Here is a 24,132-nt window from a genome sequence, read left to right as displayed (position 1 = left end):
TATTGTAGGTTGGATGAATCTTACAATCTTTCAACCTATGTTAACCGTTTCGCTTAACACTCAACCTTAGTGAAATTTAGGAGTCTCGGTTTTTGAGGCTCCCCTAAGCATTGAGTGGGTGCGGGCCATGGACGATCTTCTCAGAGAGTTTCTCACTGAGACCAATGAAAGCCTGGATGTTGTAGATGTTGAGTTGGTGAAGTTCGAGCAAGAGCCGAATAACGCCACCATTCTAAATAACATTTTCAGGTTAGTGCATACAATCAAAGGCACCTGTGGGTTCTTGGGCCTGCCGCGTCTGGAAGCGATTGCTCATGCTGCTGAAACCCTGATGGGCAAGTTCCGCGACGGTGTTCCTGTGACACACGAAGCGGTAACACTTGTCCTCGCTTCTATTGATCGCATTAAAGATATTCTTGCGGATCTTGAGGCTGCTAACGGTGCTGAGCCTGATGGCACGGACCGTGATTTGATTGATGAGCTGGAACGCCTTTCCTTAAGCGCTGACAATGACGACATGACTGACGAAATGGCGGCAGCAATGGCGGAAGAAAAAGCTGCTGAGGAAGAAGTCGGTACCGACATCTATCAGGTGCTGGAGCGGCCTCTGCGTCCTGGTGAAGTTTCTCTTGATGATCTTGAACGTGCTTTCCAGGAAGCTGAAGTTGAGATTGAGCTGCCTGCAGTTGAAGAAGAAACTGAGGAAGATGGCGAGCCAGTTGGCGCTGCTGCTCCTAATTTTTCGGAAGCGAAGACTTCTCAGAAAGAAGTTGCCAAGCCGAAGAATCCAAGCGCTAAGGGTAAGGCATCCAGTCAGGGTGTTTCCAACCAGTCCATTCGTGTGAATGTTGAGACTTTGGAACACCTGATGACGATGGTTTCTGAACTGGTGCTGACACGCAACCAGCTTCTGGAAATTGTTCGTCGTCATGAAGACAGCGAATTCAAAGTTCCACTTCAGCGTCTGTCCAACGTTACCGGTGAGTTGCAGGAAGGGGTCATGAAGACCCGCATGCAGCCAATTGGGAATGCATGGCAGAAGCTTCCGCGTATTGTCCGCGATCTCTCTCAGGAACTTGATAAGCCTATCGGTCTTGAGATGATTGGTGCGGAAACAGAGCTTGATCGTCAGGTTCTGGAACTCATCAAAGATCCGCTGACACATATGATCCGTAACTCTGCCGACCACGGTCTGGAAGATCCTGCAGATCGTGTGGCTGCTGGTAAGCCTGAGAAGGGTAACATCACCCTTTCTGCTTATCATGAAGGCGGACATATCATCATCGAAGTGAAGGATGATGGTCGTGGTCTAAACCTTGAGAAGATCAAGGAAAAAGCGCTTAAGAATGGTGTGACCACCGAAGCTGAACTTGAAAAGATGGTAGATCATCAGATCTACAAGTTCATCTTTGCTGCTGGCTTTTCTACCGCGACTAACGTGACCAGTGTGTCTGGTCGTGGCGTTGGTATGGATGTTGTGCGCAACAACGTTGAGCTGATTGGTGGCTCTATTGATCTGCGCTCGACACCAGGTCGCGGTTCCAGCTTCATCATCAAGATCCCGCTGACACTTGCCATTGTCTCCACGTTGATCGTGGAAGCTGGTGGTGACCGTTATGCGATCCCACAGCTGTCCGTTGTTGAACTGGTTCGTGTTCAGTCCAACTCTGAACATCGCATCGAGCGGCTTAAAGATCGGCCTGTCCTGCGCTTGCGCAGTAAGCTGTTGCCACTGGTGCATATGTCGGAACTGCTTGGTCAGACTGAAGAGGCTGACCTTGATGAAGACAACGGCTTTATCGTTGTGATGCAGGTTGGTAGCCAGTCCTTCGGTGTTGTTGTTGATGGTGTGTTCCACACCGAAGAGATCGTTGTGAAGCCTATGTCTTCCATGCTCCGCAACATCAACATGTTCTCCGGTAACACCATTCTCGGTGATGGTTCTGTGATCATGATCATTGATCCGAACGGTGTTGCAAGTGCAATGGCAAGCCATGCTTCTGGTACTCTGACCGATACAGCTGAAGATGAGTACGAGAACGCGGAAGCTCATGTGATCGACGCTGACGCGCCAATTTCATTGCTGCTGTTCCGTGCTGGTTCTGAAGAACCGAAAGCCGTTCCGCTGTCGCTGGTCACACGCCTTGAAGAGTTTGATGTCAACAAGATCGAACGCTCCAATGGTCGTGACCTGGTGCAATACCGTGGCTCACTGATGCCTCTGGTCTACGTGAATGAGGGGGATCGGCATAAGTCTGAGGGTACTCAGCCGATGCTGGTCTTCTCCGACAATGGCCGTTCGATGGGGCTGGTTGTTGATCAGATCGTTGACATTGTCGAAGATCGGATGACAATTGAAGTGGTTTCTGAGCGTCAGGGCGTGCTTGGTTCTGCAATCATTCGCGAGCGTGCAACTGAAGTTATTGACCTTGGCCACTACCTGCCATTGGCCTTTGATGACTGGTTCATGCGCAAGGAAATTGACATGGCAACGAAGGTGAGAAAACTTCTCTTCCTGGATGACAGTGCATTCTTCCGCAATATGCTGACACCGGTGCTGAAAGCTGCTGGTTACGATGTCACCGTTTGCTCCAGTGCTCAAAGTGGCTACGAGTTGATGGAAAAAGGGACTGATTTTGCTGCGATTGTGACCGATATCGAGATGCCGGACATCAGTGGTTATGAGTTCTGTGAGAGCCTGCGCCGCGATACCCGCTTCCGTCATATGCCTATCATTGCGCTTTCTGCTGTTGTGACACCGGCTTCTATCGAGAAAGGTCGTCAGGCCGGGTTTGATGACTATGTGGCCAAGTTTGATCGTCCGGGTCTGTTGGCCGCGCTCAAAGATGTCTTGACCAATGAATTCGGAGTTGCAGCATGACCACCCACAAGCTCACCTCAATCGACAGTGAAGACAATCGTCAAGGCAGTGCTGACCACATCCAGTATGTAACTGTTGTGATTGGCAGTCAGCTGTTTGGTTTGCCAATTTCGCAGGTTCATGATGTTTTTGTCCCTGAAAAAGTGACACAAGTTCCTTTGGCGTTACCTGAAGTGGAAGGCGTGTTGAACCTGCGCGGACGCATTGTGACTGCGATTAATATGCGTCGTAAGCTTCATCTCAAGCCAAATGATGCCGACCAAGGCATGATGGCTGTTGGTATTGAGTATAAAGGGGAGTCCTATGGTCTTGTCATTGATGCCGTAGGAGAGGTACTCAACTTGCCAAGAAGTGAGATGGAAGCGAATCCCTCCAACCTTGATTTCCGTTGGGCCGAAATTTCCGGCGGAGTTCATCGTCTGGACGGGCGATTGATGGTGGTTCTTGACGTGGACCGTCTGCTCAGCTCCCTGATTGAACCTAAAGCTGCGTAAAGCATACCTTTAAAGCGAGAGAGCTGAATTAATGAAAAAGTGTCTGGTTGTTGACGATTCCAGCGTAATCCGCAAAGTGGCCCGCCGCATTCTGGAGGACATTGGATTTGAAATCACCGAGGCTGAGGACGGACAGAAGGCACTTGATGCTTGTAAAGCGTCAATGCCGGATGCGGTTCTGTTGGACTGGAATATGCCTGTCATGGACGGACTGGAGTTTTTAGCCAAACTCCGTGAAGAGGATGGCGGAGAAGAGCCGATTGTTGTTTTCTGTACCACTGAGAATGATGTTGCTCACATCACCAAGGCTATCCGGGCCGGCGCGAACGAATACATCATGAAACCTTTTGATCGGGAGATACTCTCAGCAAAATTTCAGGAAGTTGGATTGGTCTAAGTAATGGATATGGGCCGGCTGGGCATGTATGCAAAAGTTGAGGAGCCGAAGTCAGAGAGATCTGGTCAGATGGCACCTATCCGGGTCATGGTCGTGGACGATTCCGTTGTTATTCGTGGGCTGTTCAGCAGATGGATTGAAGCAGATCCAGAGCTTGAAGTTGCTGCAACCCATCGTAATGGTGAACTGGCCGTAAAAGACATTGAGCGCAGCAATCCTGATGTGGTCGTGCTGGATGTTGAGATGCCTGTGATGGATGGCCTGACAGCTCTTCCTAAACTTCTTGAGAAAAAACGCGATCTTATCATAGTGATGGCTTCTACGCTGACGCGGCGGAATGCTGAAGTGAGTTTGAAGGCTCTTTCCCTTGGTGCCACCGATTATGTCGCCAAGCCTGAAACGACTGGCCAAACAGCTGGTGCGACTGAATTTCAGAGAGAATTGCTGGAAAAACTGCGGTTGCTCGGGCGTGGTGGGAAACGCATTAAGCGGACCAGAATAACAGCAGAGCCTGTTCGCAGAATGCGTGCTGAGATCGTCAACGATCCACACAAAAAACGGACTGATGCCCTCGCTGAGCGGACTGAGGCGCGTGCAGCGTTGCGACGTCCTCGCGGAACAGGGTTACACACTGCTGGAAAGCAAGAGATCACACTCAGGCCTTATTCTTCGGTCGTGCCGCGAGCTCTTGTGATTGGCAGCTCTACCGGTGGGCCACAAGCACTCCAACGTGTGTTGACTGATGCGCGCGATGGTTTGCTGAGGGTACCTGTTGTGATTACGCAGCATATGCCGCGGACGTTCACGACAATTCTGGCAGAGCATTTACATAAACAACTTCAGCTTCCTTCAAAAGAAGCTGAGCACATGGATGTATTGAAACCTGGGCACGTTTATATCGCTCCAGGCGGAATTCATTTGAAAATCGGCAAGCAGAACGGGCAGGCGGTTTCGTTGCTCGAAGACGGAGCTCCCGTCAACTTCTGTAAGCCATCTGTGGATCCACTTTTTGAAAGTGCAGCCGAAGTTTTCGGTACCGCGTGTTTGGCACTCGTTTTAACCGGCATGGGCAGTGATGGCGCAAGTGGCGTCAATGTCATTGCTGGTAAAGGCGGTAGCGTCATCGCGCAGGATGAGGCCTCCAGTGTTGTCTGGGGAATGCCAGGTGCTGCTGCCCGTACAGGGAACTGCAGCGGTATCGTGCCTCTCGATCAGATTGGTGCACATGTCAAGCGTATCTTAAAAGGAGCCGCGCGATGATGACTTCTGAATATGATTTCTTGAAGAAATTTCTGAAATCCCGTAGCGGCCTCGTTCTTTCCGATGAAAAGCAGTATCTGGTCGAAAGCCGACTGATGCCAGTTGCTCGACGTCACAACCTGAATGGACTGAGTGAGCTTATTCTTGCGATCAGCAAGCCGGGCTCCATGTCTATGCAGAATGATGTGGTTGAAGCTATGACAACCAATGAGTCATTCTTCTTCCGTGACAAGAGCCCTTTCGAGAACTTCCGGAATGTGATGCTTCCTCATTTGCTTGAGGCACGCAAAACACGCCGGAGTGCGCGCATCTGGTGTGCGGCGGCGTCTACAGGTCAGGAACCTTATTCTCTCAGCATGTATCTGAAAGAAGACAAGGCCAAGATCGGTACATTCCGTTTCGAGATTCTGGGAACTGACATTTCCACTGAAGTGCTGGAAAAAGCTCGTACCGGTATCTACAGCCAGTTCGAGGTTCAGCGTGGTCTGCCTATTCAGATGCTGTTGAAGTACTTCTCGCAGCAGGGCGAACTGTGGCAGATGGCTCCGGAAATCCGGGCTATGGTGCAGTGGCGTAAGCTGAACTTGCTGGAAAACTTCAGCCACCTTGGTGAGTTTGACGTTGTCTTCTGCCGTAACGTGCTGATCTACTTCGATCAGCAAACGAAGATTGATGTGCTCAACCGCATCTATCGGCAGTTGCCGGATGATGGTTTCCTCGTGCTTGGTGCTGCGGAAACTGTGGTTGGTTTGACGGATGGCTTTGAGCCCTATCCAAATCTGCGTGGTGTATACCGCAAAAAGCAGGCTGCAAGCCGTCCGGCTGGTTCCTCCAGCTTCTCACGCTCTGCAGCAAAGCCTTCGACCACATCTTCCAAAACGCGGCCTACCATTCAGGCCTTAGCAAGTGGTTCCCGGTTTTAGGGATACAAAATGAAACAGGCCAGCAGATTTGCTGGCCTTTTCTTTAGGCTTTGTTGCGTTCATATACATTCAAACCCCAAACTCTCACTTTTTATTTTATGCGTATTCTAATCCGAAAACCGGAGCCGTTTTTTGGAAGTACGAGCTGACTCTCTCATTTTATTGAACGAAGATTTACTATTTGGCTGGTTGTCGTCAGTCGCAATTCAAGTTCAATGCGAGTAAATTTCTCCAAACGATACTTAGAGTTTCCCGATAGTTTGTGACTGTTGACCACCTTTGTTTGTGGTGTGCCGGGCTAATGGAGTGTGAGTGATGAGTTCTCGTGATTTCTTGAAATTAAGCCGACGAGGTGCCCTTGCTCTGGGTGCCGGTGGATTGCTTGCCACAGGGATGCGGAGTTTGGAGGCAGCTGCAGAAACTCCGATTGAAAGCTCCAATCAGCGTGCGCCCGCAACTGAATTTCAGCTTGGTGAGTTCAAGGTCTACGCTTTGCTCGATGGTACCTTTATTGCTGAGCACCCGCAGGATACGTTTGGTATGGAGCAGACGAGTGAGGTGTTTGAAAAAGCGAGTCAGGATCACTTCATCTCCTCCAACAAGTTTCGAGGCTTCTTCACACCGGTTCTGGTGAATACAGGCGATAAACTCGTTTTGTTTGATACTGGACGAGGCGTTCTTTCTCAGCCGCAAAGTGGGAATTTACTGAAGGCGCTTGCGACAGCAGGCATCCGGCCAGCTGATATTGATGTGGTTGTGCTGACGCATATGCATGCGGACCATACGGGTGGGTTGATGCAAAACGGTGTCCCGACTTTTGCGAATGCGAAGTATGTCACGAGTCCGATTGAGTTCAACTACTGGGAAAAGCTCGGTCCAGCCGCCAATGGAAGCGCTCGCGTTTTTGCTGAAAATGTGCTGCCTCTCAAAGATAAATTCGATTTTATTGATCCGGGCAGAGAAGTCGTTCCCGGTATCACTGCCGTTGAGGCGTATGGCCATACACCCGGGCATATGGCGTATTTGGTTGAAGCCAATGGACGCAAGCTGATGCTCACCGCTGATACAGCCAACCACTTTGTATGGTCACTGGCCTATCCTGATTGGCGTGTCGTGTTTGACATCGATAAAGCGCGTGCGGCGGAAACGCGTCGTCGTATCTTTGGGATGATTGCGGAAGAACGCATTCCGTTTATTGGCTACCACATGCCGTTCCCTGCCATGGGCTTTGTTGAAGCCGAGGGAGAGGGCTTCCGATTTGTTCCCGCAACATATCAGCTGCAGCTTGGCCTTGAGGATGAGCAGAACAGGCCTGAGTAATTGTCAGGGTGTGTTGGGTTTTCTCCGGTAGGCGGAAATCCCAACACCGCAGAGCACCAATGTGGTGGCGATGATAAAGCGGCTGTCGATGGCTTCTGCAAGGAAAACAATTCCACCGGCTGTTGCGATGATCGGTACGGTGAGCTGAGCAACTGCTGCCGTGCTTGTCTGTAATTGCGGAATGATTGCGTACCAGAGAGCGTAGCCAAGGCCGGAGGTTATGGCACCGGAGATGATGGCGAGGAGAACGCCTGAAGCTGTGATGGTGGTTGTGTCCGGAAACAGAAACAGTGCCAATGAGATGATTGGCACACCGTAGAGAAAGTTCATTCCTGTTTCTTTGAGCGGGTTTGCTGCGCCTCTGCCGATGATGGAGTAAATTCCCCAGCCTATGGCGGCAATTGTCATCAATCCTGCTCCAAGCGGATCTATGCCTGCGTTTGAAGGGGAGAGAAGGTAAATGAGGCCAGAGAATGCGAGTGCTGCGCCGATCCACTTCTGGAGTGTCAGGTTTTCGCGCTGAATGAATGCACCGATGAACATGGTGATTTGTACAGCGCCGAAGAGCAAAAGCGCACCGAAGCCAGCATCAAGTGAGATGTAAGCATGCGAGAAGCCAAGAATGTAGGCACACAGCGCAAGGACTGCTGTGACGTTGGGCTTTGAGAATGACAGCTTGTTGCCGCCTCGAAAGAAGATGAGTGCCAGAAGCATGAGTGCGCCAGCGACAATGCGAATACTGGCAAATGCAGATGGACCAATCTCTCCGTCTGCCAATGCCAGACGATTCAGAACTGAGTTGGCGGCAAATGCGACCATGACAATAGATGTAAGAATAAAAAGCCTCATGGCCGCACCATGGCAACAAAGACCCATGATGGGCAATACACTTAGGCGTTATTGAAGGTGTTTTACCTGTTAGCCTCCACGAAGACTGCAGAGGCTAACAGTTGGCGTTGTTATGTGAACTTAGCTGCCCAGTCGAAATCGGCTGATGCCTCATAGGATTGCGGCCAGTGTTTGCACCAGTTTGGTCCATGACTGGTTTCTACTCTGTCTGAGGCAGGGAAGTAGGGCTTTATGTCCAGCAGCGGTGTGCCGGGTTCTGCATCAATGTAAGGGACGGTGATGAGACCATTTTGCTCATCCACGTTTAGAAGCGAAACCAAAGAGAGGCCGATTGGGTTCGGACGGGCAGGGGACCTTGAGGCAAACGTGCCGATCTCATGACTTGCTTTGGCATATGGAGCCGGGAACTGCAGAGTGCTCCGGTCATGTGCTGTTGCTGCCTGATCTGCCCACCACAGGATGAGTGCGTGGCTAAAGTCTGACAGGTGCAGGAGGGCGCGCGTATACTCTGGGTGGATGTTGAGTTGGGACTGCCCGTTGGTTGCTGTGATGATCCCGATAGATCTCAGGTCTGCAAGAGATTGCATCTTCGTATCCTCATATGTGTTTCGGAAGTCATCAAGCTTGATGAACCTACCCTCCGCTTACTTTCATGAAAGTGCAAGCTTTGGCCGATTTGAGGAGGAAGTGCTTTTATAGACAATAAGTTAGATAGGGAATCAGAAAAGCCCTGCATGGTGATTACCAAGCAGGGCTTCTACTGAAACTCTTTGAAAGTCAGCTGATAAAGCTATTAAGCTGCTTTCTCTTCTGGTTCGCGCAGAACGTATCCGCGGCCCCATACTGTTTCGATGTAGTTTTTGCCAGCTGTTGCGGAAGCGAGCTTCTTGCGCAGCTTACAAATAAACACATCGATAATTTTGAGCTCTGGTTCGTCCATGCCACCGTAGAGGTGGTTGAGGAACATTTCCTTAGTGAGGGTTGTGCCCTTACGAAGGGAAAGAAGCTCTAGCATCTGATATTCTTTACCAGTCAGATGTACGCGCTGACCTGCAACTTCGACAGTTTTGGTGTCGAGGTTTACAGTGAGGTCGCCGGTAACAATAACAGACTGGGCATGACCTTTAGAACGACGCACAATTGCATGAATACGTGCAATCAGCTCGTCCTTGTGGAATGGCTTTGTCATATAATCGTCAGCGCCGAACCCAAGGCCACGGACCTTGTCTTCAATGCCAGCCAAACCGGACAGAATAAGAATAGGTGTCTTCACCTTGGATACTCGCAGTGTGCGCAGTACCTCATAACCGGACATGTCCGGCAGGTTCAGATCCAGCATGATAATATCATAATCATACAGTTTGCCGAGGTCGATGCCTTCTTCGCCGAGATCTGTCGTGTAGACATTAAAGTTCTCGGATTTGAGCATCAGTTCAATGCTTTGTGCAGTAGCACTATCGTCCTCGATCAACAATACACGCATGTTAATCCCCTCGTGTTGCCTTTCCTGGGCAGTCGCGCCGGCCCAAAAACACAAACCGTTGCGAAGGAATACTATAAACCCGACTCAATTGAATGAGTTTATGGTTAACAGAACTCGAATCGCTACCGCAAGCGTTTTACTCTCACGTAGAACAGTTCTCTGGGTACAACCTAGAATTCAAGGGTGTAACCTTTCCTGTTCACCAATTTGAGACCGGTTGGCTTTCAATCGAATCAAGTGCTACTGAAAGCCATGTTTAGACGCTTCGTTTCCTTGAAAGGGCTATACGCCATTCAAAGTCTCCCCAATAACATTAAGCAGAAGCGTAAACGATCGGTTACCAACGACGAAAATGATTAATAGGGAATCTGTTTTGGACTCGCTTTTTGCAGAAATCGAATCATGCCTCCCAACCGAAATTTACGGGAGAGTAGAAGCAGTTAAGGGACTTCTGATTGAAGTTGCAGGGCCTGTTTACGCCATGAGCGTCGGCGCGCGTCTACTAATAGAAATAGGGGAGAACGCAGCGTCAATTCAAGCTGAAGTCGTCGGGTTTCGAGACGGAAGAGCGCTTTGTATGCCATTTGGCGAGCTGGATGGTGTGCGTCATGGTAGTAAGGCGAAGCTGATTTCACGCGAGAGTATTGTCCATCCATCGAGTGCCTGGCTAGGGCGTGTTGTTAACGCTTTAGGCGAGCCGATCGATGGAAAAGGACCTCTTCCATTCGGTTCGATCCCGAGAAAATTACGTGATTCACCACCTCCGGCTGCAGAACGAGCCCGCGTTGGGAGCCCGATCGACCTGGGTGTGAGATCCCTTAATAGTTTTGTAACGTGTTGTCAGGGGCAGCGCCTCGGTATTTTTGCCGGGTCTGGCGTGGGTAAATCGGTCCTTATGTCCATGCTTGCACGTAACGCGGAAACAGAAGTGTCTGTCATTGGTCTTATTGGTGAACGTGGACGTGAGGTTCAGGAGTTCATCGAGGATGATCTGGGTGAAGAGGGGCTGGCGAAATCTGTTGTTGTTGTCGCAACGTCTGACGAAAGCGTTTTGATGCGTCGGGAAGCGGCTTATCTTACTCTTACTCTCTCTGAATATTTCCGTGATGAAGGCAAGAATGTTCTTTGTATGATGGACTCTGTTACGCGCTTTGCCATGGCGCAGCGTGAGATTGGTCTTTCTGTTGGTGAGCCGCCGACCTCTAAAGGGTATACGCCGACCGTCTTTACTGAATTGCCGAAATTGCTGGAGCGTGCTGGACCAGGTGCTGTTGGCAAAGGCGCAGTGACAGCTCTCTTTACTGTGCTGGTGGAAGGCGACAACCATAATGAGCCTGTGGCCGATGCTGTTCGCGGTATTCTGGATGGGCATATTGTTATGGAGCGTGGGATTGCAGAGCGTGGTCGCTACCCGGCTATTAACGTGCTAAAATCCGTCAGTCGAACCATGCCACGTTGTGTGCCTGAAGAAGCCCTACCGATTCTTCGGCGTGCCAAGCAGCTGATGTCTGCTTATGCGGACATGGAAGAACTGATCCGTCTGGGTGCCTATAAAGAAGGTGCAGACCCCCTTGTTGATGAGGCAATTGCCAAAAATGACGCCCTTGAAGCGTATTTGGGGCAAATGAAGGGGGAAAAAACTACAATTGAAGAGGGATATTTCCAGCTTGCTCATCTTTTGGAAATGACTCAGGCGTAAGCTCACTCTCCGGTAAAGGGAGTATTGCGTATGAAGAATCGTGAAGGCCTTTTGAAGCTTAAGAAGTTCAATGTTGATGAGAAGCGCCGTCAGGTGACTCAGATTGAAACGATGTTGAGTGATTTTGATCGAATGGCTGAAGATCTGGAGAACCAGATTGTTCAGGAGCAAAAGCGTGTTGGTATTGATGATATCAGCCATTTTGCGTATCCGACTTTCGCTCGCGCGGCTGCACAGCGCCGAGATAACCTAAAGCACTCGACTGAGGAATTGAAGTCTCAGCTTGAGAAAGCGCAGGACGAGCTGACTGACGCTGTTTCCGAGTTGAAAAAGATCGAGTTGATGGATGAGCGTGACCAAATGCGTCAACGTGCTGCCATGGATGCGATTGAACAAGACGGAATGGACGACATTGCGGGGCGGATGGCGCGTCGCTAATTCTTCCCGAGGTTGAGGGTGTCTCTCGTTCTTAGTCGGAATGACCTGATACTCTGATAACCCGAACTGGTCTTAACCTCTTCATAATCCTTTATTGATCGCACTGCGCCTGTTCGCGGTGCGATACCGCGTGGTTGCTTTCATTTCACCAATGTTTATTTATAGGTTGTTGCGTCCAGGTCTCGCGCTGAGAACTGAGCAGTGTCCACTTTTCGGGAATACGCTTCAGGAGCCTTTATGCCTGTTTTACTTGGGTTTTTAATTCCACTTGCCGCGTTTTCGTTCGGTCTGGGGCTGACATTGCCACTCTTGAGTATGGAGCGCCTTTATTTTTTGGAGGATACGCCAAGCCTGTTGCAGGTGATTGGTGGGCTCTATGACGAAGGTGAGGTTTCAATTGCCGGGCTTGTCTTTGTGTTTTCTGTCTTTCTACCTGCTCTGAAGATTCTCGTACTCGGTATTTCCGCATTGCATCGGTCATCCAGCAAGTGGCTTCGGGCGCTCAGCTATCTTGGGAAGTGGTCTATGATGGATGTGATGCTGGTGGCCTTGGTGATTTTTGCAGCCAAGACAAGCGGGCTTGCCAGTGCTCAGGTTTTGCCGGGATTGTGGTTTTATGCTGCTGCGACCCTTTCAACGGCGACTGCTGCATTCATGGTTGGACGGGTTGCCAGATAACCCATGCATGCTTTCATCTGTCAAAAACTCTGATTGCGCAGGGTTATTTTGTCGGTTTGTCTTCACTGGATCTTCTCGTTTATGGTGTAAAGCGATAGTGTTCGCTTGATTTTTGCTCGTTACCATTCTGGGTGATCCATGCTTTTCCGGTTTCTAATCGCAGCGTTTGCTGCGGTCTTTCTCAGTTTTGCCAGTTCTGCGCAGGCTCAAAACTCGTCCACTTCTGCTGAGGGCGGGGCTGATGTGCAGCAAGCCAAGCAAGCCCTGATCAAGGTGCTTGAAGACCCGAAAGGGCGTGAGGCACTTGTCAAAATTTTGCAGGAGCAGCAGGCCAATGGCTCGTCTGGTTCCGGGGCATCCACGGCCACAGCAAACCCGGCTGCCAAAGCAACGATTGCGGCGCAGATCGGGACTTATGTGCAGGATGGTGTTTCGAGTTTTTATGACTTTGGCACACTCATCATCTCCGGATTATCCGGTTATGAGGACTTGCTGGACGGCCAGTCAAAGGTGGACCATTCGCGATTGTGGGATGGTATTTTCAGCATTATTCGCGTGCTGCTACCTGCTTACCTCATCTTGATTATCTTACATAAGGCATCAACAGCCTACATGCGGCGGCATGAGAAAGGGCCAGAGGCTCATTCCCTTTTCTTCCGTGTTGGGTTGCTGGCGGTGACGTCTGTCTTTGATGCTGCCTTTGTCGGTATTGCGTCTGGTGTCGGTTATTTATCGGCCTATATTTTCTCGACAGATCCGACGGTGCAGAGCATCAACAATGTTGAGCTGTTTGCCATCAATGCCTTCTTCCTGATTGAAATGTCGCGTGTTGTGATCCGGTTTGTGTTTGCACCGCACAGGCCTTCCTTCCGTCTGCTGCCATTCTCAGATCCGGAGGCTGTTTTTTGGGCCCGACATCTGATCCTGATTGTCGGCATCCTTGGGTTTGGTGTTCGTCTGGCCGTGCCTATGGTTGGGGTGAACTTTTCTTCGCAGTTGGCAGGCAGTGTGCGTGTCACCGTTGTGCTGGTCTGTCTTATCTATCTTGTTGCGATTATTCTCCGGTCACGGTTGCGGGTGCGCCATGCCATTCGCAAGTATGCTGAGAGCTTTACCGGAGCCAACTTCTCTGTTCAGCTCTTCAAGGGGCTGGGCTTTGTCTGGCATCTGTTGGCTCTGCTGTATGTGTTTGCGATCATGGTCGCGTGGCTGCGTACGCCGCTTGATGCCATCAACTATATTGCCAGAACCAGCGCAATGTCCTTGCTTGTGATCTTCATCGGGCTGGGCATTATGATGTTGCTGACACGCGTTATTCGTAAGGGTGTCGACCTTCACGATGCGCTGGACCATGTGTTGCCGACGTTTGAAAAACGCCTGAACTCCTTCCTGCCGACTGTTTGCATGGTGCTGCGAGTTATCGTGGGTCTTTGTGTGATCATTGGTGTTCTGGAAGTCTGGGGTGTTGGCAATTTCTGGCAGTGGATCTGGGCGGGTGACGGGATCTCCTTTGCGAATTCCCTGATGTCTGCGGTTATTGTTATTCTGATCGGCTTTGCTCTGTGGTTGACGATCATGTCCTGGATCGACCTTCGCATTCTGGAGCGGGAAGGCAAGACAGTGTCCAGCCGCACCAAGACGCTGTTCCAGCTGTTCAGCAATGCACTCTCAATCCTGATGATCGTGATGTTCACGCTTCTGGCACTGTCAGAGCTTGGCATTCAGATCGCGCCACTGATTGCAGGTGCTGGTGTTGTTGGTCTGGCGGTCTCATTTGGCTCGCAAAAGCTGGTGCAAGATGTGATTACAGGGGCCTTCATTCAGCTTGAGAATGCAATGAATGAAGGGGACTTTGTTGAGGTTGGCGGTATTAGTGGCACCGTTGAGCGCTTAAGCATTCGCAGTGTCAGACTGCGTGATCTCAATGGTACGTCACACATCATTCCGTTCTCTTCCGTGACGAGTGTTTCTAACTCTACCCGTGACTTTGCTTATGCGGTTTCGGTTATGGGTGTTGGATATGACACGGATATTGAGGTGGCCAAAGAGGCCATGCAGGAAGCCTTCCGCCGATTGGAAGAGACACCGCACAATGTTGCGATCCTTGGTGAGTTGGAAATGCATGGTGTTACGGCGTTTGGTGACTCTGCCATCAACATCCGGGCCCGCATCAAAACCTTGCCGGGCAGCCAGTGGGCAATCGGGCGGGCTTATAATGAGTATCTGAAGGTCGTGTTTGACGAGCGCGGCATCGATATTCCATTCCCGCAAGTGACCTACCATGTGGCAGGCGACAGCAAGCCAGAGGAGGTTCCTCAGGTTGAGCAGAAAGCTGCGCTAGCGAAAGGGCGTGGGTCCAAGGCTGCGGGCAGTGAAGGTGACAATACCTCGGAAGAGGATGGTCAGAACTGATGTAATCTGAATTGAATCAGATACCGAAACCACGCAGTTTCGGTTTCATATGAAAAAGGCGCGTTCGTTTTGATCACGAACGCGCCTTTTTGTTGTTGCCCAGTGTTAAACAAATTGACGAGAGAAATAAGCCAAACAGACGATTTTTTTGCTTGCTTATGGGAGTTTCGTTTTAATACATATATATGATAATAGGTTTCGTTGACTTTCGAAAATATTCGAATAGGTTCGACGTAATGAATATGCGTGCTATCACGGATTCACTGGCGAGAACCGTGACATTGAGGGGCCAGTCATGAGCAAGACCATGAGTAAGAGCTATGATCTATTTGTCATAGGGGGCGGGATCAACGGCTGCGGCATTGCTCGTGATGCCTCTGGTCGCGGACTTTCAGTTTTTTTGGCGGAAAAGACTGATTTTGCAAGCGCGACTTCTTCGGCCTCGACCAAGCTGATCCATGGCGGATTGCGGTATCTGGAATATTATGAGTTCCGTCTTGTTCGTGAAGCTTTGAAGGAACGCGAAGTTCTTTTGAACATGGCGCCGCATATCATCTGGCCGCTTCGCTTTATTCTTCCGCACCATAAAGGCTTGCGTCCGGCGTGGTTCCTGCGTCTTGGTCTGTTCATGTATGACCATCTGGGTGGTCGTAAACTGTTGCCGGCAACAAAGACTGTGCCGCTGGACAGCGCTCCGTTCAATGATGGCTTGAAGTCTCTTTTCACGCGCGGTTTTGAATACTCCGATTGCTGGGTGAATGATGCACGTCTGGTTGTGCTGAACGCGCGTGATGCTGCTGCACGTGGTGCTGAAATTCGCCGTAACACTGAAGTTGTCCGCGCCTCCCGCACCGCTGGTGGTTGGGAGATTGAAATCCGCGATAGCGTGAGCGGCAAGAGCGAGCTGGTGCAGGCCAAAGCGCTGGTGAATGCGGCTGGGCCCTGGGTGTCTAACGTTCTGAAAGGCGCCATTGGGCTCAACAGTCAGGCGAATGTGCGTCTGGTGAAGGGCAGCCATATCATTGTACCGAAGATGTTTGGCCATGATCGCAGCTTCATTTTCCAGAATGCGGATGGCCGTATTGTCTTCGCGATCCCTTATGAGGATGATTTCACGCTGATCGGCACCACAGATGTTGATTATCAGGATGATCCGGCAGGGGTTTCCTGTTCTGAGGATGAGGTTGCCTATCTTTGCAGCGCGGTGAGTGAGTACTTCTCTAAAGAAGTGACCCCGGACATGGTTGTGCGAACCTATTCCGGTGTGCGTCCTCTTTATGATGATGGTGCGAGCGAAGCGCGTGCGGCGACGCGTGATTATGTTCTTGAGATGGATGAGGGTGAGAGCAAGGCTCCATTATTGAGCGTGTTTGGTGGCAAGATCACCACATACCGCCGTCTGGCGGAGCATGCGTTGGAGAAGCTGGCGGATTATCTGCCTCAAGCTGCCAAGAAGAACAGCTGGACCAAAGATAGCGTTTTGCCGGGTGGTGACTTTGAGCCGGGTGATTTTGGTGCGAAGGTTGCTTCTTTGAAATCAGCTTATCCGTTCCTTGAGCATGACCATGCTTATCGTCTGGTGCGCTCTTATGGTTCTGATGCCATGAAGATCCTCGGGTATGCGAAAACCAGTGCTGAGATGGGCGCGCATATTGGCGGTGATCTTTATGCCTGCGAAGTGAACTGGCTGGTTGAGCAGGAATGGGCGGTCACGGCTGATGATATTTTGTGGCGGCGTTCCAAGCTGGGATTGCATCTGCCGAAGGAAGCTGCAGGTGTGCTTGAGCATTACCTTGCCAGCTACTTTGAAGCGAGCCGCATGGCTGGTTAAGTTTCAGGCTCTGTTTTTCCTGGTGAAAGGCAGAGCCTGTTTTATGTCATGGCGCCTTGTATGGGATGGTATACACAAAGGTTGACCTTTGTATTTTGGTACGTGACATTCTACGTTCATCATTAGAGCACATCACGTGCATTCTCACTTACGTGCCGTGCTCTAATTTGTTTGCTTAAGCGAATTCTTATCGCTTGATTGTGAGTAATCAAGCGGAACGCGCTGTAGATTGTTTCGGCGCCTCAGAAAAATAGCTGGTGCCAATTTGGATTTTCGAAGAGGGAAACCCTCTTCCGGGAGGAATAAATGACAGGGTGGGTGCTCTCCATTGATCAGGGGACGACGTCAACGCGTGCGATCGTTTTCAATGACAGTTTTGAAAGTGTGGGTGTCGGGCAACGGGAGTTTCCGCAGCACTTTCCGCATGAAGGCTGGGTAGAGCACGATCCTGAAGACCTCTGGTCGACGACTGTTGAGACATGCCGTGAGGCTTTGTCCGGCGCTGACCTTGCTGCCGGGCAGATTATCGGCGTGGGCATTACCAACCAGCGTGAGACAACGCTGATCTGGGACCGCAAGACCGGTGAGCCGGTTTACAATGCGATTGTCTGGCAGGACCGCCGAACCTCCGCCTTCTGCAGCACGCTGAAAGCGGCTGGTCATGAGGAGCTGTTCACCAGCAAGACAGGTTTGCTGCTCGATCCTTATTTCTCCGGCACTAAGGTTGCCTGGATTTTAGACAATGTTGAGGGCGTGCGTGAGCGGGCGGAAGCTGGAGAACTGGCGTTTGGCACAGTGGATACCTGGCTGATCTGGCGTTTGACTAGTGGCACCTCTCACGTGACAGATGCGACAAACGCTTCGCGTACTCTTCTTTATAACATTGGCGAGAACCGCTGGGATGACGAGCTGCTGACTCTGCTGAACATCCCGAAGAGCCTGCTGCCGGACGTGAAAGACTGTGCGGATGACTTCGGCACAATCACAGCTGATCTGTTTGGTGCCGAGTTGCCGATTTATGGTGTGGCTGGCGACCAGCAGGCGGCAACGGTTGGGCAGGCTTGCTTTAAGCAGGGCATGGTGAAGTCCACTTATGGCACCGGCTGCTTTGCATTGCTGAACACAGGTGAAGAGCTGGTTTATTCCAAGAACCGTTTGCTCTCTACCATTGCGTATCGCCTCAACGGTAAAACGACCTATGCGCTGGAAGGCTCCATCTTTATTGCGGGTGCTGCTGTGCAGTGGCTGCGTGATGGGCTGAAGATTATCGAAACTGCTGCACAGACGCAGTTGATGGCGGAAAATGCGGATCCGGAAAGCCATGTCTATCTGGTTCCGGCGTTTGTTGGTTTGGGTGCTCCTTACTGGGACCCAGAAGCACGGGCTGCGATTTTTGGTATGACCCGTTCCACTGGTCAGGATGAGATTGCGCGGGCGGCACTGGAAAGTGTCGGCTACCAGACTGTTGATCTGATCAACTCCAAATCGTCCGATATGGGCTCTCCACTCAACGGCGATACCGTGCTGCGCGTTGATGGCGGTATGGTTGCTTCTGACTGGACCATGCAGTTTCTTGCGGACATTCTTGGCCGTCCGGTGGATCGCCCTGTTGTTCAGGAAACCACGGCGCTTGGTGTTGCGTGGCTTGCTGGTATGAAGGCGGGTGTGTGGCCGAGCATGGAAGAATTCTCCAAGCGCTGGCATCTGGACCGTCGTTTTGAGCCGAACATGGACGCGACCGAGCGTGAGAAGCGACTCTCTGGTTGGCATGACGCGGTTTCCCGGACCCGTTCTCAGGCCTCCTGAGCTATATAGTATTAAGCTGCGGGAGGTGTCGGATTGCCGGTTACACACTTTCCGCAGCGTTATTAACTTGCTGAATTTATTGCTTTTCCACTGTGGTCCTGGATTTATTTGTTTTCAGATATATCACAGTATTGACCTTTGGAGGATTGAAGGTCATATTGCCTGTAATATATCACAGGTGAGGATAATCAAAATGTGGACTGGTGTTTACCCGGCTGTCACAACAAAGTTTACAGAGAACGATGAGCTTGATTTTGCAGAGATGGAGCGTTGCTTCCAGCTGCAGATGGACGTTGGCTGCGATGGCATCATTGTTTGCGGTTCTCTTGGTGAAGCGATGGCGCTGGAGCCAGAAGAGAAAATCGAAATTCTCAAGCTTGCCAAAAAGGTTTGTGGGTCCAAACACGTTATCATGACTGTGTGCGAAAGCTCCACACGCCGCGCGATGAAAGCAGCGGCAGATGCAGCGGCAGCTGGTGCAAATGGTCTGATGGTTCTGCCGGGCGTTCCCTACCGCTCTGCACCGCATGAGACTGTGGCGCACATCAAGGCTGTTACCAAAGCTGGAGGTGTTCCGGTGATGGTCTACAACAACCCGGTTGCTTACGGCGTTGATGTGACGTTGGATATGTTCGCTGAGCTGGCAGACGAGCCGCTTATTGTTGCGATGAAAGAGTCCACCGATGACATTCGCCGCGCAACAGAAGTGATCAACCGCTTTGGCGATCGTTTCAAGGTGCTGACCGGCGTTGACAACCTTGCGCTTGAGAGCCTGATGATGGGCGTTGATGGTTGGGTTGCTGGCCTTGTTGTAGCTTTCCCACGCGAAACTGTGGCAATCTACAAACTGGCAAAAGCTGGCCGCTATCAGGAAGCGCTTGAGATTTACCGCTGGTTCCGTCCGCTGCTGGATCTGGATGTCTCCACCAATCTAGTCCAAAATATCAAGTTGGCAGAGATGGTCGCTATCGGCTCTAATGACCGTGTTCGTGCGCCACGTCTGGCTTTGTCCGGTGCGGAGCGTGCGCGTGTCATCAAGGTGGTGGAAGATGCAGTTGCATGCCGCCCGGAACTGCCGGAGCTTAAAGAGCTATGCGACACATCCATGTAATCGGAGCCGGGGTTGTTGGATTGGCAACAGCCCTGCGCCTTCAGCAAGAAGGCCATAAGGTTGCTCTGATTGACCGCAATGGTCCGGGTGAAATGGCCAGCCGTGGGAACGCGGCTGGCATTGCATGGACCGACGTTGCGCCTTTGGCATCCAAGGGCATTTGGCGGAAAATACCCGGTTGGCTGTTAGACCCGCTGGGGCCACTTTCTGTGCGCCCTGCTTATGCACTCAAGATCCTGCCATGGATGCTGCGGTTCTCGCGGGCATCGCTTCCTGACAAACTGAAACACAGTGTTCTTGGCAAAGCTGCGATCAACAAGGCTTCGCTGCCTGCATGGGAACGGCTGTGGCAATCCTCAGGCACGCGGCATCATGTGTTTATGAAGGGCTGTCTTGAGGTTTATACCGAGCACAGTCAGATTGAGGGTGTTCGCAAGGGCTGGCAGGAGCAACGTGAGCATGGCATCGAGGTTGAAGAGCTCAATGGCAACCAGATCCGTGAGTTAGAACCTGATTTTTCTGAGAATGTTGTTGGCGGAGCACTGGTGCCGGGATGGATGAGTGTTGATGATCCGCATGCCCTGTGCCTGAGCCTTGCAGAGGCTTTTGAGCGCAACGGTGGCAAGATCCTCAAGAAATCGGTTTCCCATGTTCAGCCGCAGGGCGATCACATTGTTCTGCATCTGGAAGCTGAAGAGCAAATCCTCAGCGATCATGCGGTGATTGCTTGTGGTGCGTGGTCCAAGACGCTGGCGGCTCAGTTGGGAGACAAGGTGCCGCTGGAAACGGAGCGCGGATACAACACCACGTTTTCCGAGCCGAATGTTGCTTTGAAGCATGCTGTTATGGTGCCAGGACTTGGCTTTGCTGTGACGCAGCTTTCTCATGGATTGCGGGTTGGCGGTGCTGTTGAGTTTGGCGGGCTGGAGATGGAAGCCAACTGGAAACGGGCTGACGCGATGGCCGAGAAGGCGTCTCGTTTGTTACCCGGCCTGAACCGTGAAAACGGCATTCGCTGGATGGGACATCGGCCTTCTATGCCGGATACCTTGCCGGTGATCGGGCATTCTAAACAAAGCGACCGCGTGACTTATGCGTTTGGGCATGGTCATCATGGGCTCACACAGGCAGCCATTACGGCTGAGCTGGTTAGTGACCTGATTTGCGGTGAAACACCAAAATTAGATTGCGCACTTTACAGTGCTCAACGATTTTAAGCGCGGTTCTGCCGGAGGAGAGAGAGGGCTCCATCGGTTGACCGCCGGCATCCTGCATTGATGCCATGGAATAAGGGGAGGGGAGCTTGGTCTCCAAGAGTTTTTTCTGTGTTGATGGGCATACCTGCGGTAACCCCGTGCGACTGGTTGCGGGCGGCACGCCAGCCTTGCGCGGCAATGATATGCTGGAGCGGCGGGCGGATTTTCTCAAGCGCTATGACTGGATCAGAACCGGACTGATGTTTGAGCCGCGCGGGCACGACATGATGTCCGGCTCCATGCTGTTTCCTCCAACACGGCCTGACTGTGATGTGGCGGTGCTGTTTATTGAGACATCCGGCTGTTTGCCCATGTGTGGGCACGGCACCATCGGTACGATCACTATGGCGCTGGAAGAGGGGCTCATTGAGCCTCGTGAGCCGGGCAAGGTGTATTTGGATACGCCTGCTGGTCTTGTGGTTGCCGAGTATTTTGAAAAAGACGGATATGTTGAGAGTGTTCGCCTGACCAATGTGCCAAGCTATCTGGCAGAGACTGGTTTGAGCGTTGACCTGCCGGGTGTGGGTGAGATCAGCGTTGATGTGGCGTATGGCGGCAACTTCTACGCCATTGTTGAAGAGCAGGAAAACTTTCCGGGTCTTGAGAATGTAGGTGTCTCACAGCTGCTCGACTGGAGCCCACGGTTGCGGGCTGCTTTGAATGAGAAGTACTGCGTGACGCATGCCGAAGATGAGCGCATTCACGGTATCAGTCACATTCAATGGACTGGCAAGCCAACCTCTGATGCTGCTGATCGGCGCAATGCCGTGTTTTATGGCGACAAAGCACTGGACCGTAGCCCGTGTGGGACCGGTACATCTGCCCGCCTTGCGCACCTTTACGCCAAGGGCGAGCTAAAGGTTGGCGACACCATGCGCCATGAATCCATCATTGGGTCTGTGTTTGTGGGTGGTGTGAAGGAAGCGGCCAAAGTGGGCGGCCATGACGGCATCATCCCAACCATTGAAGGCTGGGCCCGCAAAACCGGCTACAACACCCTCTTCCTTGACGATCGCGACCCTTACATGACCGGCTTCCAACTGGCAGCCGACGGTGTGAAGCACTTTCCGGAGAAGGGAACTTACGGAAAGTGATTGTGAATAGTAGGCAAGAGTGAGTTTCTTGCTTTGGCAAGCACTCTTACCTTTCCAAACATTAGAGCACGTCGCGTTCATTAGCATTCACGCATCGTGCTCTGACATCTTTGGTGGAGCGAATTCTTCTCGTTTGATTGAATCCAATCAAACGGAACGCGCTCTAGCTGTCAGATGTCGTTCCAGCGACTCAGAATTCGTTGCGGCGGGTGGTGATGCGTTGGGCTATGAAGTCAACGAAGAGGCGGACGCGGGCGGTGTTGCGGAGGTCGCGGTGGAGGAGGAGCCAGATGCTGCGGTATGGCATGGGCTTTTGGAAGGGTGCACGCATGAGCAAGGGATGCCTGTCGCCTAAATTGCATGCAATATAGGCCATGCCCAAACCTGCGGCGGCCAGAGAAATAAGCGGCACCAGTTCTGAAACCCTGTGCTTTAAGAGCGCTTTTGGGTAGCAGCCACTTTCAATCCACGGAGCGGTTGTTTCGCCTTCCGCCTCGTGCCAGCCGATGAAGCTCAGGCCTTCGCCCCTGTTATCTTTGATCTTTTCAGCGTATTCCCGCGTGCAATACGCTGCTTGTGACATCTGCACAAGCTTTCGGCCCACAACGTCTTGTGTCACTTCATCGGCAATTCGAAAGCCAACGTCTGCTTCTCGTCTGGTCAGATCTGCGACATTGTTTGTGAAGTTCAGATTCAGTTCGATTTCCGGATACTTATCAGCAAACAAGACCAGATCATCCATGATTGACGTCATGGCCAGACCGTGGGGCATGGTTACGTATATGGTGCCTTGCGGCTCTGCATCTCGTCCAACAATGATGCGCGAGGCCGCTGTCATCTCGTCTTCCACTCGCTCTGCGTAGGGAAGGAGCGCTTCGCCCAGTTCTGTTAAAACAAGTCCTGTCTTGGAGCGGTCAAACAAGCGGCTGCCAACACGTTCTTCCAGAACTTCCAGTCGTCGGGCAAGAGTTGTGTGGTTGACCCGGATCAGGTTTGCGCCGCCTCTCAGTGTTCCGCTGCGGGCCACGGCCAGAAAGTACTTTAGATCATCCCAGTTCAGAGCGTAGTTTTCTTGCATGATCAGGCCTATACCCAGTGGTTCAAATTTGGAACATAACGTCCATTTTTACCTATCTACACTTCAAAATTCAACCAGCGTACGTTTCCTTCATCGAACATACTTCAACAGGAAACGCAGCAATGTCTCCGATCAGATCTGTTTTGATTACCGGTGCGAATGCAGGGTTAGGCCGTGAGGCGGCACGACAACTTGCGAAGACCAGCAGTATTGAGAGGATTTACCTCGCTTGTCGCAATGAAGCCAAAGCTTTGGCAGCAAAAGCTGCTCTTGAAGCTGAGGCCAAACGCGCAATTTTTAAAATTATCCTGATGGACGCGATGGATCCGGAGTCTGTGCGTCAGGCCATCAGCCAGATGGCGGCACCGGTGGATGCTCTCATTCTCAATGCAGGCGGCGTGGGTGGCCGGTCGCCCAATGGCATGACTGCACATGGCGTGACCAACATTTATGCCGTGAACCTGCTGGGTCATGTGGTGTTGGTGGACGAGATGCTTGAGCGTCAGTTGATCACCTCTACCGTGCTTTACGCTGGTTCTGAAGCTGCGCGTGGCATTCCTAAGATGGGTGTTGCCCGCCCAGTGCTGAAAGAAGCGTCCGTGGACGAGTTCCGCGCTATGGCGGATGGGCGCACGTTTACTAAAAAGAGTGATCCAATGGATGCTTATGCGAGCGTGAAGCTTATTGGCGCTCTGTGGATGTCTTCCATGGCTCGTCAGCACCCGCATATTCGCTTTGTGACCATGAGCCCGGGCGGTACCACTGGCACCAACGGGTTTGATGATATGCCCTTCGTTAAGAGGCTTTTCTTCAAGCATGTGGGCGGCGTTCTGATGCCTTTGCTGGGCATGATGCATGGCGTTGAAGTTGGTGCGAAGCGCTATGTGGACGGTATTCTGGACCCGAAGTTCAAGAGCGGCGTTTTCTACGCCAGTGCTGGCGAAGGTGCTATCGGCAAGCTGACTGATCAGGCCACTCTCTTTTCTGCTCTCAACAATCACAGTTTTCAGGACAACGCCAATCAGGCTGTCCATCAACTCATCTAATTCCCTAAAGCAGTTCGCATTTAAGCTGAAACACCTGAACTGCTTTAGTCTTTGTTTTTGCGTATCTTTATCCGAA

General features: G+C 51.6%; 20 protein-coding genes. 16 read left to right on the top strand and 4 right to left on the bottom strand.

Annotation, left to right across the window (positions count from 1 at the left end):
* The first annotated feature begins 127 nt into the window (after nucleotides 1-127).
* The 6 genes from PsW74_RS00100 (at nucleotide 128) to PsW74_RS00075 (ending at nucleotide 7,275) form a co-directional block, all read left to right on the top strand.
* Entirely contained in the window at nucleotides 128-2,881 is a 2,754-nt protein-coding gene (locus PsW74_RS00100) for a hybrid sensor histidine kinase/response regulator (RefSeq protein WP_063290200.1), read from the top strand.
* A complete protein-coding gene (locus tag PsW74_RS00095) occupies nucleotides 2,878-3,375 on the top strand; it encodes a chemotaxis protein CheW (RefSeq protein ID WP_063290199.1) in 498 nt (165 codons plus the stop codon). Before PsW74_RS00100 ends, PsW74_RS00095 begins: the two co-directional genes overlap by 4 nt.
* Before the next feature lie 31 nt (nucleotides 3,376-3,406).
* Entirely contained in the window at nucleotides 3,407-3,772 is a 366-nt protein-coding gene (locus tag PsW74_RS00090) for a response regulator (RefSeq protein WP_063290198.1), read from the top strand.
* 24 nt (nucleotides 3,773-3,796) lie between these two features.
* Nucleotides 3,797-5,032 (top strand): chemotaxis response regulator protein-glutamate methylesterase, encoded by a 1,236-nt coding sequence (locus tag PsW74_RS00085; protein WP_193775999.1) that lies wholly within the window; start codon nucleotides 3,797-3,799, stop codon nucleotides 5,030-5,032.
* Nucleotides 5,029-5,955 carry a protein-glutamate O-methyltransferase CheR gene (locus PsW74_RS00080; protein WP_063290196.1) on the top strand — a complete coding sequence of 309 codons (927 nt, stop codon included), beginning with the start codon at nucleotides 5,029-5,031 and terminating at the stop codon, nucleotides 5,953-5,955. Before PsW74_RS00085 ends, PsW74_RS00080 begins: the two co-directional genes overlap by 4 nt.
* A 315-nt stretch (nucleotides 5,956-6,270) precedes the next feature.
* Nucleotides 6,271-7,275, top strand: a complete 1,005-nt coding sequence (locus PsW74_RS00075) for an MBL fold metallo-hydrolase (protein ID WP_063290195.1) — start codon at nucleotides 6,271-6,273, stop codon at nucleotides 7,273-7,275.
* Between the two features lie 3 nt (nucleotides 7,276-7,278).
* Here PsW74_RS00075 and PsW74_RS00070 read toward each other — a convergent pair whose 3' ends face one another.
* The 3 genes from PsW74_RS00070 to PsW74_RS00060 form a co-directional block, all read right to left on the bottom strand.
* The gene (locus PsW74_RS00070) at nucleotides 7,279-8,124 is read right to left on the bottom strand and encodes a DMT family transporter (protein ID WP_082830434.1); all 846 of its coding nucleotides are present in this window, start codon (nucleotides 8,122-8,124) and stop codon (nucleotides 7,279-7,281) included.
* 110 nt (nucleotides 8,125-8,234) lie between these two features.
* A complete protein-coding gene (locus PsW74_RS00065; protein WP_063290193.1) occupies nucleotides 8,235-8,711 on the bottom strand; it encodes a TrmO family methyltransferase in 477 nt (158 codons plus the stop codon).
* 206 nt (nucleotides 8,712-8,917) lie between these two features.
* Nucleotides 8,918-9,607: a response regulator transcription factor gene (locus tag PsW74_RS00060; protein WP_008551652.1), complete on the bottom strand. Its 690-nt coding sequence runs from the start codon at nucleotides 9,605-9,607 to the stop codon at nucleotides 8,918-8,920.
* 373 nt (nucleotides 9,608-9,980) lie between these two features.
* On the opposite strand from PsW74_RS00060, the gene fliI reads away from it, so the two are divergent.
* The 9 genes from fliI to PsW74_RS00015 all read left to right on the top strand — a co-directional run bounded on the left by fliI (nucleotide 9,981) and on the right by PsW74_RS00015 (nucleotide 21,932).
* Complete coding sequence (gene fliI, locus PsW74_RS00055; protein ID WP_063290411.1) at nucleotides 9,981-11,306, top strand: flagellar protein export ATPase FliI; 1,326 nt, start codon at nucleotides 9,981-9,983, stop codon at nucleotides 11,304-11,306.
* Nucleotides 11,307-11,336: 30 nt separating this feature from the next.
* Nucleotides 11,337-11,744 carry a flagellar export protein FliJ gene (fliJ, locus tag PsW74_RS00050; protein ID WP_057461950.1) on the top strand — a complete coding sequence of 136 codons (408 nt, stop codon included), beginning with the start codon at nucleotides 11,337-11,339 and terminating at the stop codon, nucleotides 11,742-11,744.
* Between the two features lie 237 nt (nucleotides 11,745-11,981).
* Nucleotides 11,982-12,422 (top strand): paraquat-inducible protein A, encoded by a 441-nt coding sequence (locus PsW74_RS00045; RefSeq protein ID WP_057461949.1) that lies wholly within the window; start codon nucleotides 11,982-11,984, stop codon nucleotides 12,420-12,422.
* Between the two features lie 138 nt (nucleotides 12,423-12,560).
* Nucleotides 12,561-14,834: a mechanosensitive ion channel domain-containing protein gene (locus tag PsW74_RS00040; protein WP_063290192.1), complete on the top strand. Its 2,274-nt coding sequence runs from the start codon at nucleotides 12,561-12,563 to the stop codon at nucleotides 14,832-14,834.
* A gap of 307 nt (nucleotides 14,835-15,141) precedes the next feature.
* Complete coding sequence (gene glpD / locus PsW74_RS00035) at nucleotides 15,142-16,665, top strand: glycerol-3-phosphate dehydrogenase (RefSeq protein WP_063290410.1); 1,524 nt, start codon at nucleotides 15,142-15,144, stop codon at nucleotides 16,663-16,665.
* Nucleotides 16,666-16,971: 306 nt separating this feature from the next.
* Nucleotides 16,972-18,471 (top strand): glycerol kinase GlpK, encoded by a 1,500-nt coding sequence (gene glpK, locus PsW74_RS00030; protein WP_063290191.1) that lies wholly within the window; start codon nucleotides 16,972-16,974, stop codon nucleotides 18,469-18,471.
* Between the two features lie 193 nt (nucleotides 18,472-18,664).
* On the top strand, nucleotides 18,665-19,582 hold the full coding sequence (locus PsW74_RS00025) for a dihydrodipicolinate synthase family protein (RefSeq protein WP_063290190.1): 918 nt from the start codon (nucleotides 18,665-18,667) through the stop codon (nucleotides 19,580-19,582).
* Complete coding sequence (locus PsW74_RS00020) at nucleotides 19,564-20,799, top strand: FAD-dependent oxidoreductase (RefSeq protein WP_063290189.1); 1,236 nt, start codon at nucleotides 19,564-19,566, stop codon at nucleotides 20,797-20,799. The genes PsW74_RS00025 and PsW74_RS00020 overlap by 19 nt, the downstream gene beginning before the upstream one ends.
* An 86-nt stretch (nucleotides 20,800-20,885) precedes the next feature.
* Nucleotides 20,886-21,932 (top strand): 4-hydroxyproline epimerase, encoded by a 1,047-nt coding sequence (locus PsW74_RS00015; protein ID WP_063290188.1) that lies wholly within the window; start codon nucleotides 20,886-20,888, stop codon nucleotides 21,930-21,932.
* Between the two features lie 190 nt (nucleotides 21,933-22,122).
* Here PsW74_RS00015 and PsW74_RS00010 read toward each other — a convergent pair whose 3' ends face one another.
* Nucleotides 22,123-23,010: a LysR family transcriptional regulator gene (locus PsW74_RS00010; protein WP_063290187.1), complete on the bottom strand. Its 888-nt coding sequence runs from the start codon at nucleotides 23,008-23,010 to the stop codon at nucleotides 22,123-22,125.
* Between the two features lie 122 nt (nucleotides 23,011-23,132).
* Between PsW74_RS00010 and PsW74_RS00005 the strand changes: the two genes are divergently transcribed.
* Nucleotides 23,133-24,056 carry an SDR family NAD(P)-dependent oxidoreductase gene (locus tag PsW74_RS00005; protein ID WP_063290186.1) on the top strand — a complete coding sequence of 308 codons (924 nt, stop codon included), beginning with the start codon at nucleotides 23,133-23,135 and terminating at the stop codon, nucleotides 24,054-24,056.
* Nucleotides 24,057-24,132: the final 76 nt, after the last annotated feature.

The sequence above is a fragment of the Pseudovibrio sp. W74 genome (assembly GCF_001623085.1).
GTDB lineage: Bacteria > Pseudomonadota > Alphaproteobacteria > Rhizobiales > Stappiaceae > Pseudovibrio.
The sequence above is the reverse complement of the archived record's forward strand: the minus strand, read 5'-3'. Positions and strand labels throughout refer to the sequence as shown.

Bases quoted from the DNA above. Each gene is read 5' to 3' on its own strand.
- PsW74_RS00085 (WP_193775999.1), top strand. From the start codon at position 3,797: ATGTATGCAAAAGTTGAGGAGCCGAAGTCAGAGAGATCTGGTCAGATG.
- PsW74_RS00065 (WP_063290193.1), bottom strand. From the start codon at position 8,711: ATGCAATCTCTTGCAGACCTGAGATCTATCGGGATCATCACAGCAACC.
- PsW74_RS00100 (WP_063290200.1), top strand. From the start codon at position 128: ATGGACGATCTTCTCAGAGAGTTTCTCACTGAGACCAATGAAAGCCTG.
- PsW74_RS00005 (WP_063290186.1), top strand. From the start codon at position 23,133: ATGTCTCCGATCAGATCTGTTTTGATTACCGGTGCGAATGCAGGGTTA.
- PsW74_RS00090 (WP_063290198.1), top strand. From the start codon at position 3,407: ATGAAAAAGTGTCTGGTTGTTGACGATTCCAGCGTAATCCGCAAAGTG.
- PsW74_RS00040 (WP_063290192.1), top strand. From the start codon at position 12,561: ATGCTTTTCCGGTTTCTAATCGCAGCGTTTGCTGCGGTCTTTCTCAGT.
- PsW74_RS00070 (WP_082830434.1), bottom strand. From the start codon at position 8,124: ATGAGGCTTTTTATTCTTACATCTATTGTCATGGTCGCATTTGCCGCC.
- PsW74_RS00080 (WP_063290196.1), top strand. From the start codon at position 5,029: ATGATGACTTCTGAATATGATTTCTTGAAGAAATTTCTGAAATCCCGT.
- PsW74_RS00075 (WP_063290195.1), top strand. From the start codon at position 6,271: ATGAGTTCTCGTGATTTCTTGAAATTAAGCCGACGAGGTGCCCTTGCT.
- PsW74_RS00020 (WP_063290189.1), top strand. From the start codon at position 19,564: ATGCGACACATCCATGTAATCGGAGCCGGGGTTGTTGGATTGGCAACA.
- fliJ (WP_057461950.1), top strand. From the start codon at position 11,337: ATGAAGAATCGTGAAGGCCTTTTGAAGCTTAAGAAGTTCAATGTTGAT.
- PsW74_RS00025 (WP_063290190.1), top strand. From the start codon at position 18,665: ATGTGGACTGGTGTTTACCCGGCTGTCACAACAAAGTTTACAGAGAAC.
- PsW74_RS00010 (WP_063290187.1), bottom strand. From the start codon at position 23,010: ATGCAAGAAAACTACGCTCTGAACTGGGATGATCTAAAGTACTTTCTG.
- glpD (WP_063290410.1), top strand. From the start codon at position 15,142: ATGAGTAAGAGCTATGATCTATTTGTCATAGGGGGCGGGATCAACGGC.
- glpK (WP_063290191.1), top strand. From the start codon at position 16,972: ATGACAGGGTGGGTGCTCTCCATTGATCAGGGGACGACGTCAACGCGT.
- PsW74_RS00045 (WP_057461949.1), top strand. From the start codon at position 11,982: ATGCCTGTTTTACTTGGGTTTTTAATTCCACTTGCCGCGTTTTCGTTC.
- PsW74_RS00060 (WP_008551652.1), bottom strand. From the start codon at position 9,607: ATGCGTGTATTGTTGATCGAGGACGATAGTGCTACTGCACAAAGCATT.
- PsW74_RS00095 (WP_063290199.1), top strand. From the start codon at position 2,878: ATGACCACCCACAAGCTCACCTCAATCGACAGTGAAGACAATCGTCAA.